This window comes from Burkholderia sp. Bp9090 (assembly GCF_003857985.1).
Classification (GTDB): Bacteria; Pseudomonadota; Gammaproteobacteria; order Burkholderiales; family Burkholderiaceae; genus Burkholderia.
Window position 1 is genome coordinate 130,419 of the sequence record NZ_QTPV01000015.1, and the last position, 10,347, is coordinate 140,765.

The following is a 10,347-nucleotide window of genomic DNA, read 5'->3' on the forward strand; positions in this document are numbered from 1 at the left end:
AACGGACATGGACAAGCGTCAACTGGGCCGCACGGGCCCGCAGGTATCGGCGATCGGGCTCGGCTGCATGGGGATGTCGGATCTCTACGGGCCGGCGGATCGCGACGAAAGCGTCGCGACGCTGCACGCGGCGCTCGACAACGGGATCACGCTGCTCGATACCGGCGACTTCTACGGGATGGGCGACAACGAGATGCTGATCCGAGACGCGCTGCGCGGCCGCACGCGCGACCAGGTGCTGATCAGCGTGAAGTTCGGCGCGCTGCGCGATCCGGCCGGCGCGTTCGTCGGCTACGACGCGCGGCCGCAGGCGATCCGTAATTTCGTCGCGTATTCGCTGAAGCGGCTCGGCACCGACCACATCGACATCTACCGGCCGGCGCGCGTCGATCCGGCGGTGCCGATCGAAGAGACGGTCGGGGCGATCGCCGATCTCGTGAAGGCCGGCTACGTGCACCACATCGGCCTGTCGGAGGTCGGGGCCGACACGATCCGCCGCGCGGCGGCCGTCGCGCCGATCGCCGACCTGCAGATCGAATACTCGCTGCTGTCGCGCGGGATCGAGACGGACATCCTGCCGGTGTGCCGCGAACTCGCGATCGGCGTGACGGCCTACGGCGTGCTGTCGCGCGGGCTGCTCGGCGGCGGCTGGAGCGCGGCGCGGCAGGGCGAGCGCGATTTCCGCGCGGCCAGCCCGCGGTTCCAGGGCGAGAACCTCGCGCACAACCTCGCGCTGGTCGACGCGCTGCGCGCGATCGCCGACGAGAAGGGCAGCAACCCGGCGCAGATCGCGATCGCATGGGCGCTGTCGCGCGGCGACGACATCGTGCCGCTGATCGGCGCACGCAAGCGCACGCAACTCCAGGACGCGCTTCAGGCATCTAAATTGCAACTAACGGTCGATGATCTCGCCCGCATCGAAACGGCGGTTCCCGCCGGGGCCGCTGCCGGCGAGCGTTATCCGGCCGCGCAGATGGCGCACCTCGACAGCGAGCAGGGACGGGGGCCGGCGCACGGTGCCTGAACGGCGCGCATGGCGGTGCGACGGGGCGACGGGGCAACGGGGCGATGAGGCGATGAGGCGATGGGTGGCGGGGTAGCGGGGTGACAGGCCCCGCCGGGCGGGCCCGAGCCAGCCTCAGGCAAAGCCAGATGGCCGACGGCGTGACGGTGGTTCACCATCGGCGCCGTATTCAACCGGACCGAACCCCCGCCATGCAAACGCATACGCTGACGATCATCGTGCTGGTCTTTCTGCTCGCCGGCGCGGTCAAGGGCATGATCGGCCTCGGGCTGCCGACGATCGCGATGGGGCTGCTGACGCTCGCGATGTCGCCGTCAGCCGCCGCGAGCCTGCTGCTCGTGCCGTCGTTCATCACCAACGTGTGGCAGTTGTGGCTCGGCCCGTCGTTCGGGCCATTGCTGCGGCGTTTGTGGCCGCTGCTCGCCGGGCTGACGCTCGGCACGCTGACGGGCGGGCTGCCCGCGCTCGCGGCCGGCAGCGCGTGGACCCGTGCGGCACTCGGCATCGTGCTGGTCGCATACGGCGGCTGGGGGCTCGCCGCCGCGCGGCTGCCCGCGCCGGGCCGTCACGAAAAGTGGCTGTCGGCCGCGGTTGGCTACCTGACGGGCGTCGTGACGGCCGCGACCGGCGTGTTCGTCGTGCCGGCCGTGCCGTACCTGCAGGCGCTGCGCCTGTCGAAGGACGACCTGATCCAGGCGCTCGGGTTGTCGTTTACCGCGTCGACGATCACGCTCGGCCTGCAGTTGCGCGTGACGGGCGCGCTGCAGACGGTCGATCTCGGCGTATCGGCGCTGGCACTCGTGCCGGCGCTCGCGGGGATGATCGGCGGGCAGTACGCGCGGCGCGTGATGAGCGAGAAGGCGTTCAAGCGCTGCTTCTTCGTCGGGATGATCGCGCTCGGCGCCTATATGGCCGTGTCGGGGCTGCGGTAAGCAGTGACGGCCGGCAGCGTCACAGCTGCGCCTCGATCGCGGCCTTGTCGATCACCGACCAGACCTGCCGGATCCTTCCGTCGTGAAATTCGTAGAAGACGTTTTCGGCGAACGTGACGCGCGTGCCGTCGACGGCGAGCCCCATGAAGGTCCCTTTCGGCGCACAGGCGAAGCGCAGCCGGCATGCGATGCGCGGCGGTTCGCACACGAGCAGCCGGACCTCGAAATGGAGATCCGGAATGTCGCGGAAATCCTGCTCCAGCATCGCGCGATAGCCGGCCAGGCCGAGCGGCCGGTCGTTGTGGATCACATTGTCGGCGACGTACCGGCCGAGCGCCGGCCAGTCCTGCCGGTTCAGGCAGTCGATGTAGGCGCGATAGTGCATCGCGAGTTCGGGTCCGGTCATGGCTGCGATGTCTCCTCGGGTATCGCCACGCTGTTGCGGCGCGCGCGACGTTCAGCGTGGCGGCATGTCGCCCGACAGATACGACACGAACGCCTGCGTATATTTCGGCAACGCATCGAACGAGCGCGCGCAGAGCGTCAGCTTGCGGTGGCTCCACGCATCGGACAGCTCGACGAGCCGCACGTCCATCGTCTGCATCGCGCGTTCGGCCGCATGGCGCGACACGATGCCGATCCCCACGCCGCTTGCGATCACGCGGCAGATCGCATCGAAACTCTTCAGTTGCACACGGTAGCGGATCCGCTTGCCGAGCGCACGCGCCTGGTCCGCCAGATGGACCTGCAGCGCGCTGCCGTCGGTCAGCCCGATGAAGTCCGCGTCGGCGATCTCGTCGAACGCGACCTTGTCGCGCGCGGCGAGCGGATGACCGGCCGGCACGACCGCGATCAGCCAGTCCTCTCTGAACGGCTTCTGTTCGAGCCCGCCGAGTCCGACCGAATCGGCGACGATGCCGACCTCGGCCGTCCTGTTGCGGATCGCATGCACGATTTCCTGGCTCGAGCGCTCCTCGACGCTGATCGACAGTTTCGGGTGAAGCGGCAGATACGCGGCGAGCGCGTCGGGCAGGTATTCGCTCAGCGACGCCGTGTTGCACAGCAGCCGGATATGCCCGCGCAGCCCCTGGCCGTATTGCTGCAGCTCGCCGCGCATGTGGTCGATCTGCTGCAGCACCGTGCGCGCGTGGTGCTCGAGCGCGCGGCCGGCGTCGGTTACCTGCGCGCCCGACTTGGTCCGGTGCAGCAGCGGCACGCCGAGCTCGTCCTCCATCCCGCGGATGCGCTCGCTGGCGGCCTGCAGCGTGATGTGGGTGCGCTCGGCGCCGCCCGTGATCGTGCCGGCCTCGCAGATGTTCAGGAAGAGCCGCAGGTCGGTCAGGTCGAAGCGCATGATCGTTGGGGCGCGTAAGGATGGGTATGGCCGATAAGTTAGCAGGAACCGCCGCACCGGTCTCAGGCTGGGCCTGAGGCCCCGTTCGCCGGTTCCGCATTTTCGGGGCGGGATCGATGCCGGATCATGGCCGCATATCAACCGGGGGAGACTGTCATGCGGGTCGATTCGTCGTGGGGCGTGTCGTTCAAGATCGCGCTGCACGTGCTGTTCCTCTGCATCGGCATCGCGTGGGCCTGCGCGGAGCTGGTCGACTGGCTGCGTTGAGCGGGCGGACGGCGCGGGCCGCACTGGCTCGCCGGCGCGCTCACGCGCGCAATGAAAGCCGTTCGAAATAATCGGTGCATCGCGAAATTTCTTCCGAATCGCCCGTCCAATACCGTCAAGTTTTTCCGAATCCGACCGTATTCCCGGTAACAAGTGTTTGCCGGCACCCGGTTCGTGATCGTTTGTCATCATTGTTTGCATCCGGTTACACGTCGGCCGTTCCGTTTTTGAGATGCTTGAAAGATTGTCAAACCGGAGTCGATCGTCCATGAAACAGCGCGAGATTTGCCGCAAGTCGGCGTGGCTGTCCGGCTTGGCCGCGGTGCTCGTCATGGCCGGTTGCGCCAGTACGCCGTCCGTCCCGCCGAGCGATACGCTGGCGGGCTCGACGTCGGGCCAGCCCGCCGCCGCGCCGGCGGCGCCGCCGGCGCCCATTCTCGTCGCGCAGAAGTACGTGGTGAAACGCGGCGACACGCTGTCGGGCATCGCGTCCGCCAACGACTGCAGCGTCGCCGACCTGCGGACCTGGAACAAGCTCGACGGGCGCGGCAGGCTGCGCATGGGGCAGGTGCTGCGCATCGTCCGGCAGCAGCCGCTGCAGGCGCCGGGCGCGTCGGCCAGCGCGCAGGCGGCCGCACCGGCCGCCGCGAGCAATGCGGCGGGCGCCGCGCAGGCGAGCGCATCGACGGCGAGCGACCGGCAGGTCGTGAAGGAGACCCGGCGCCATGCGGGCGCGGTGGCGCTCAGATGGCCCGCGCAGGGCAAGATCGTCGACGCATTCAAGCCGGGGCAGAACCGCGGCATCCAGATCGCCGGCCGGCCGGGCGACCCGGTTCGTGCGGCCGCCGACGGCCGCGTGATGTACGCGGGCACCGGCCTGAACGATTACGGCACTTTGATCATCGTCCAGCACAACGCCGATTTCCTCACGGCCTATGCGCACAACCGCAAGCTGCTCGTGAAGACCGGCGACATCGTGCGCCAGGGCGACGAGATCGCCGAGATGGGCGACCTCGACAACTCGCGTGTCGCGCTGCTGTTCGAGGTGCGGCGTGACGGCAAGCCCGTCAATCCGATGCCGTACCTGCCTTCGTCGCAAGGCTGACGCGAGCGGCGCGCGCTGCTACGCTAGGGTCTGTTCATGTGAGTCCCGCCGCATGCGGGGCCGACGGACGTCTTCGGGGATGCGCGGCGAATGCCGTCGCGAGCCGGCCGTCGGCGTGAACACGCGCGCATCGCCGATGCGCGCGTGCGTTGCTCCGTGCCACCGTTTCCGACCGAACAGCCTTCATCCATGGAACACTCTCCGACACGCCGCTCGCTGTTGCTCGCCGCCGTCGCCGCGCCGTTCGTCGCCGCCTGCTCGTCGGCACCCGTCGCCGACCAGGGGCGCGCCCACGTCGCCCAGGCCGAACTCGCCGCGCTCGAAAAAGCGTCGAACGGCCGGCTCGGCGTCGCCGCACTCGATACGTCGAACGGCACGCGCATCGCGCATCACGCGCGCGAGCGCTTCCCGCTGTGCGGCACCTACGCGGTCGTCGCCGCCGCCGCGATACTCGCTCGCGGTTCGCTCGACGCATCGCTGCTGCCGCGCCGCATCCTGTACCGCCGCTACGAGGTCGTGGCCGGGTCGCCGGTGACGGAAAGCCATGTGGATACGGGGATGACGATCGCGCAGCTCTGCACCGCGCTGCTGCAGTCGGGCGACAAGGGCGCGGGGAACCTGTTGATGGGCGTGCTCGGCGGTCCGCAGGCCGTCACGTCGTTCGCGCATGAAAGCGGCGACACCGCGTTCCGGCTCGACCGCTGGGAACCCGAACTGAACCAGGCCGCGCCCGGCGACGAGCGCGATACGTCGACGCCGGTCGCGATGGTCGACATGCTGCAGCGGCTGCTGCTCGGCGACACGCTGCGCGAGCCGCAGCGTGCGCAGCTCACCGAATGGATGACCGGCGGCGCGACCGGAATCGCGGCCGGCGTGCCGCCCGGCTGGCGCAGTGCCGGCAAAACCGGCACCGGCGGCTACGGCACGACGACCGACGTCGCGGTGCTGTGGCCGCCATCGCGCGCGCCGATCGTGCTGGCCGTGTCGTTCACGCAGCCGCGTGCCGACGCGGCGGCACGCGCGGACGTCGTCGCGTCGGCGGCGCGTATCGCGGCGGGTGCGCTCGTTCCCACCGCCTGAGCGCGGCGGCACGCGCGGACGTCGTCGCGTCGGCGTCACGCATCGCGGCGGGCGCGCTAGTTCCTACGACCTGAGCGCCCGGCGCACCTCGCGTAAAGCCCGCGTTTGGCTTATCGTGTCGATCAGCGCGCGCCGATGTCGACGCGCGGTCCTGCCGCGCCGTCGTTCAGCGCGGTCGATCCGCGATCCGCGGTCCGTTTACCCGCCTTACCCGCTTCGTCATGCGCCGACTTCCGCCCCTGCACGCGCTGCAGATCTTCTCGACCGTGGCTCGCCACCGCAGCTTCACGCGCGCGGCCGAGCAGCTGTGCCTCACGCAGGGCGCGGTGAGCCGGCAGATCCTGACACTCGAAGCGCACTACGGCTTTCCGTTGTTCAAGCGGCACGCGAAGGGCCTCACGCTGACGGCGGAGGGCGAGCAATTGCTGCCGGTCGTCAACGAGAGCTTCGCGCGGATCGAGGACATCTCGATGAAGCTCACGCGGCAGCGCACCGATCTCGCGCTGAAGGTGCCGACCTGCGTGATGCGCTGGATGCTGCCGCGCATCATGCGCTTCCAGGGCGAGCATCCCGATCTCCACGTGCAGATCACGACCGCGTGGCAGCACGTCGTCGATTTCTCGGCCGAGCCGTTCGATGCGGCGGTCGTCTATGGCACGTCGCCGGGCGCGGGCGTGTTCGCGCTGCCGCTGTTCGACGAGCGGCTGACGCCGGTGTGCGCACCCGAGCTGCGGCACGCGACGCCGCTCGATGCGGTTGGTGATCTCGCGCGCCATACGCTGCTGCATCCGACGCGCGACCATCGCGACTGGCGCGCGTGGCTCGATTACGCGGGCGAGCGTGCCGTCGACGCGGAGCGCGGCCCGACCTTCGACACGCTCGATCTCGCGACGAACGCGGCGATGCAGGGCTTCGGCGTCGCGATCGGCGACGTGACGCTCGTCGACGACGACGTCAGCGCACGCCGGCTCGAACGGCCGTTCGACATCGTGCTCGAGACCGGCGCCCGCTATTTCTTCGTCTATCCCGAGAGCATCGGCAGCCAGCAGAAGATTCGCGCGTTCAGCGACTGGATCGCCAGCCATCGCGACTGACGCGCCACGCGACGCCGGCGGCGCGAGTTGCTTACTGATAGGTGACGACGGCGATCATCGGCGCATGCGCGTTGCCCGGACGGTCCGGTAAAACGATTGCGCGCGACGCCTGCGTAAAGGTCGTGGTCTTGATCGTGCGCAGGCTGGCCGCGTCGACGAACGCGACCTGTCCGGTCGCCGGACGCGGGCAGTCGGCGCGCACGTGGGCGTGCGCGGTGTCGGCGGTGTCGAGCGCGAACGAGCACGGCGGCTCGACGATCATGCCGGTGAAGTGGATGATGCCGGACGCGCCGGCGGCATATGACGAGGACGAGGCCAGAAGCGCGGCAGCCAGGGCAAACGAGGCGGCAAACAGGCGATGCTTCATGACAGGCTCCAGAGAGGAAGCGCGTCGCAGCGGGGCCGCTCGAATGGCAGTCCGTCAACGCTGCGGTGCTGTATGCGTAAACGGCAAATCCATCGGACCTCTTGAATGAAAAGACGGAAATAACGGCAATAAGCAAATGACGCCGTATTCCTTCAATCAATTTATCTCAAATTTGTGCGGCCGCAAGTCAGGGTATTGCCGGTGGCATAAGCTTGCGGAAGGGGCGTCAATGGATGCGGCATTTGCCGGTAAATCGTTGAGGATTCAACGATTCGAGGCGGGCGCGAATTGAGGTGTGCAAAAAGAAAAACGGCCGCTCGTGTGAACGAGCGGCCGTTGTGCACCGACGCGGGCGATGCGGCGGTCAGCCCGCGCGCTTGCGCACCGCGCCGACGATCACGAGCAGCACGATCGCGCCGATGATCGACGCGATCCAGCCCGCGCCCTGGCCCGGCGCATACCAGCCGGCAGCGCGGCCGATGTAGCCCGCGACGAGCGAGCCGACGATGCCGAGCACGATGGTCATCAGGATACCCATCTTGTCGTCGCCGGGCTTGAGCGCACGGGCGAGGAGGCCGACGATGAGCCCGACCACCAGGGTTTCGATGAATTGCAGCATGAACGCCTCCCTATAGCTGTTGAGCTGTTGACGAAAGGACATGGACCCGCGCGGCGCGCGAGGGTTCCATTCGGCGGCGCGTCGGCGCACTGGCGCACCGACGCACGGGGTGCCGAGTATCGCACGCCCGCGCGTCGCGCACATGTCAGGCGACCGGATCGAGCCGGCGGTACCCTTCTGTCGCGCGCAGCAGCGTGCGCGTGTAGTCGCGTGCCACCTGCCCGGCGCGCACGTCCTCGATCCGCAGCTGTTCGACGATCTCGCCATGCTGCATCACCGCGACGCGCTGGCACAGGAAGCCGATCACCGCGAGGTTGTGGCTGACGAGGATCATCGTCAGGTTGCGTTCGCGATGCAGGCGGCGCAGCAGGTTCAGGATCTCCGCCTGCACCGACACGTCGAGCGCGGAGGTCGGCTCGTCGAGCAGCAGCACGCGCGGCTCGACGATCAGCGCACGCGCGATCGCGACACGCTGGCGCTGGCCGCCCGACAGCTGGTGCGGATAGCGGAAGCGGAACGCCGGGCCGAGCCCGACTTCGGACAGCGCGCGGGCGATGCGCGCGTCGGCGTCGTCGATCCCGTGGATCGACAGCGGCTCGCGCAGCGTCTGGTCGACCGTGAAGCGCGGATGCAGCGACGCGTACGGATCCTGGAACACCATCTGCACGTGGCGGCGGAATGCGCGGTCGGGCGTGCCGCCGACGGGCCGGCCGTCGATCGACAGGCTGCCGCCCGCGAGCGGCACGAGGCCGGTCAGCGCACGCAGCAGTGTCGACTTGCCGGAGCCCGATTCGCCGACGAGCCCGAACACTTCGCCGTCGCGCACCGCGAAGCTCGCATCGCGCACGGCGTCGACATGGCCCGTGCGGGTCGGAAAACGGATCGAGGCGTGATCGACGTCGATCATGGTGCGGACTCCTGTTGTGCCGTCGCAGCGCTTGCAGGCGAAACCGTATCGAGCCACGCCGGATCGCGCCGCAGCACCGGCAGTTCGTCGGGCGGGTTCGCGAGCGGCGGGTTCGCCGCGAGCAGCCCGCGTGTGTAGGGATGCGTGGCATTGCGCAGGTCGCGCGCGGCGCAGGTTTCGACGACGCGGCCCGCATACATCACCGCGACGCGATCGCAGAACGACATCACGAGCGGCAGGTCGTGGCTGATGAACATCAGCCCCGTGCCGTGCCGCGCGATCATCGCGTCGAGCACCGCGAGCACCTGCATCGATACCGCGACGTCGAGCGCGGAGGTCGGTTCGTCGGCAATCAACAGGCGCGGGCCGGTCGACACCATCATCGCGATCATCACGCGCTGGCCCATGCCGCCCGACAGCTCGTGCGGATACGCATCGGCGACGCGCGCCGGATCGCGGATCTGCACGGCCGCGAGCGCATCGACGATCCGTTCGCGCAGCGCGCGGCCGCGCAGCCCCGGCTCATGCAGCCGGAATGCTTCGCCCATCTGCTTCGCGACGGTCATCACCGGGTTCAGCGAATACTTCGGATCCTGCAGGATCATCCCCATCTGGCTGCCGCACAGGCGCCGGCGTTCGCTCGCCGACATCGCGAGCAGATCGTGGCCCGCGAAGCGCATCGTGCGGGCCGACCAGCGCGCGGCTTCGGGCAGCAGGCCGAGCAGCGCGCGGCCCGTCAGCGATTTGCCGGAGCCCGATTCGCCGACGATGCCGAGCCGTTCGCCGGGCGCGAGCGTCAGCGACAGGTCGCGCACCGCGTCGGACACGACGCCGTCGTGTCCGCGAAACCCGATCTTCAGGCCGTCGATCTCGCAGAGCGGCGCGGCGGCGTTGACGGAATTCAGTGACATGTCACGCTCCATGACGCGGATCGAAGACGTCGCGCAGCCCGTCGCCGAGCAGGTTGAACGCGAGGCTGACGAGCAGGATCGCCGCGCCGGGCAGCGTCGCGACCCACCACGCGTCGAGCAGCACGTTGCGGCCGGACGCGACCATGAAGCCCCATTCGGGGCTCGGCGGCTGCGCGCCGAGGCCGAGGAAGCCGAGGCCCGCGACGGTCAGGATGATGCCGGCCATGTCGAGCGTCGCGCGCACGATCACCGACGACATGCACAGCGGCACGATGTAGCGTAGCAGGATCCGCGGGCCCGATGCGCCCTGCAGGCGCGCCGCGTGGATGTAGTCGGCCTGCGCGATGCGGATCGTCTCCGCGCGCGCGAGCCGCGCATAGGCGGGCCACGCGGTGATCGAGATCGCGACGACCGCGTTGATCACGCCGGGCCCGAGCGCGGCCGCGAACGCGAGCGCGAGCACGATCTTCGGGAACGCGAGGGCGATGTCGGTAATGCGCATCAGCACGCTGTCGACGAAACCGCCGCAATAGCCGGCCGTGGGGGGGGGGGGGGGGGGGGGCGGGGCCCGCGCCGCCCCCCCCCCCCCCCCGCGGGCGGGGGTGGGCGGGGAAAAACCCCCCCCCCCCCCCCCGCCCCGCGGCGGGAGGGGGGGGGTTGGAGGGACGGGCCCGCCCCCCCCCAGGC

11 protein-coding genes and 1 pseudogene are annotated in these 10,347 nt (G+C 69.4%); 5 read left to right on the forward strand and 7 right to left on the reverse strand.

Translation table 11 applies throughout. From position 1 onward, the window contains the following. Positions 1–7 precede the first annotated feature (7 nt). Complete coding sequence (locus DIE16_RS16625) at positions 8–1,024, forward strand: aldo/keto reductase (RefSeq protein WP_124892813.1); 1,017 nt, start codon at positions 8–10, stop codon at positions 1,022–1,024. 191 nt (positions 1,025–1,215) lie between these two features. Then, positions 1,216–1,956, forward strand: a complete 741-nt coding sequence (locus DIE16_RS16630; protein ID WP_124488125.1) for a sulfite exporter TauE/SafE family protein — start codon at positions 1,216–1,218, stop codon at positions 1,954–1,956. A 19-nt stretch (positions 1,957–1,975) separates the two neighbouring features. On the opposite strand, the gene DIE16_RS16635 is transcribed toward DIE16_RS16630, so the two are convergent. Beyond that, positions 1,976–2,362, reverse strand: coding sequence for an ester cyclase (locus DIE16_RS16635; protein ID WP_044843235.1), 387 nt, complete (start codon positions 2,360–2,362; stop codon positions 1,976–1,978). Between the two features lie 51 nt (positions 2,363–2,413). Continuing rightward, entirely contained in the window at positions 2,414–3,310 is an 897-nt protein-coding gene (locus DIE16_RS16640; RefSeq protein ID WP_124488124.1) for a LysR family transcriptional regulator, read from the reverse strand. Positions 3,311–3,845: 535 nt separating this feature from the next. On the opposite strand from DIE16_RS16640, the gene DIE16_RS16645 reads away from it, so the two are divergent. From DIE16_RS16645 to DIE16_RS16655, 3 genes are all read left to right on the forward strand, one after another. Continuing rightward, the gene (locus DIE16_RS16645) at positions 3,846–4,682 is read left to right on the forward strand and encodes a peptidoglycan DD-metalloendopeptidase family protein (protein ID WP_124488123.1); all 837 of its coding nucleotides are present in this window, start codon (positions 3,846–3,848) and stop codon (positions 4,680–4,682) included. A gap of 189 nt (positions 4,683–4,871) precedes the next feature. Further along, positions 4,872–5,762 (forward strand): class A beta-lactamase, encoded by an 891-nt coding sequence (gene bla / locus DIE16_RS16650; protein ID WP_124488122.1) that lies wholly within the window; start codon positions 4,872–4,874, stop codon positions 5,760–5,762. A 221-nt stretch (positions 5,763–5,983) separates the two neighbouring features. Further along, positions 5,984–6,856: a LysR substrate-binding domain-containing protein gene (locus DIE16_RS16655; protein ID WP_044843239.1), complete on the forward strand. Its 873-nt coding sequence runs from the start codon at positions 5,984–5,986 to the stop codon at positions 6,854–6,856. A 31-nt stretch (positions 6,857–6,887) separates the two neighbouring features. Here DIE16_RS16655 and DIE16_RS16660 read toward each other — a convergent pair whose 3' ends face one another. The 5 genes and pseudogenes from DIE16_RS16660 to DIE16_RS16680 all read right to left on the reverse strand — a co-directional run. Further along, on the reverse strand, positions 6,888–7,223 hold the full coding sequence (locus DIE16_RS16660) for a type 1 fimbrial protein (protein ID WP_124488121.1): 336 nt from the start codon (positions 7,221–7,223) through the stop codon (positions 6,888–6,890). Between the two features lie 364 nt (positions 7,224–7,587). Continuing rightward, positions 7,588–7,842: a GlsB/YeaQ/YmgE family stress response membrane protein gene (locus DIE16_RS16665; RefSeq protein ID WP_124488210.1), complete on the reverse strand. Its 255-nt coding sequence runs from the start codon at positions 7,840–7,842 to the stop codon at positions 7,588–7,590. A 145-nt stretch (positions 7,843–7,987) separates the two neighbouring features. After that, entirely contained in the window at positions 7,988–8,749 is a 762-nt protein-coding gene (locus tag DIE16_RS16670; protein WP_124520696.1) for an ABC transporter ATP-binding protein, read from the reverse strand. Next, on the reverse strand, positions 8,746–9,660 hold the full coding sequence (locus tag DIE16_RS16675) for an ABC transporter ATP-binding protein (RefSeq protein ID WP_124646307.1): 915 nt from the start codon (positions 9,658–9,660) through the stop codon (positions 8,746–8,748). The genes DIE16_RS16670 and DIE16_RS16675 overlap by 4 nt, the downstream gene beginning before the upstream one ends. A 1-nt stretch (position 9,661) precedes the next feature. Then, positions 9,662–10,201, reverse strand: a pseudogene (locus tag DIE16_RS16680) (ABC transporter permease); the annotation flags it as partial. Positions 10,202–10,347 lie beyond the last annotated feature (146 nt).

Coding starts and splice junctions, on each gene's coding strand:
- DIE16_RS16640 (WP_124488124.1), bottom strand. CDS start 3,310: ATGCGCTTCGACCTGACCGACCTGCGGCTCTTCCTGAACATCTGCGAG.
- DIE16_RS16655 (WP_044843239.1), top strand. CDS start 5,984: ATGCGCCGACTTCCGCCCCTGCACGCGCTGCAGATCTTCTCGACCGTG.
- DIE16_RS16635 (WP_044843235.1), bottom strand. CDS start 2,362: ATGACCGGACCCGAACTCGCGATGCACTATCGCGCCTACATCGACTGC.
- DIE16_RS16660 (WP_124488121.1), bottom strand. CDS start 7,223: ATGAAGCATCGCCTGTTTGCCGCCTCGTTTGCCCTGGCTGCCGCGCTT.
- bla (WP_124488122.1), top strand. CDS start 4,872: ATGGAACACTCTCCGACACGCCGCTCGCTGTTGCTCGCCGCCGTCGCC.
- DIE16_RS16625 (WP_124892813.1), top strand. CDS start 8: ATGGACAAGCGTCAACTGGGCCGCACGGGCCCGCAGGTATCGGCGATC.
- DIE16_RS16645 (WP_124488123.1), top strand. CDS start 3,846: ATGAAACAGCGCGAGATTTGCCGCAAGTCGGCGTGGCTGTCCGGCTTG.
- DIE16_RS16665 (WP_124488210.1), bottom strand. CDS start 7,842: ATGCTGCAATTCATCGAAACCCTGGTGGTCGGGCTCATCGTCGGCCTC.
- DIE16_RS16630 (WP_124488125.1), top strand. CDS start 1,216: ATGCAAACGCATACGCTGACGATCATCGTGCTGGTCTTTCTGCTCGCC.
- DIE16_RS16675 (WP_124646307.1), bottom strand. CDS start 9,660: ATGTCACTGAATTCCGTCAACGCCGCCGCGCCGCTCTGCGAGATCGAC.
- DIE16_RS16670 (WP_124520696.1), bottom strand. CDS start 8,749: ATGATCGACGTCGATCACGCCTCGATCCGTTTTCCGACCCGCACGGGC.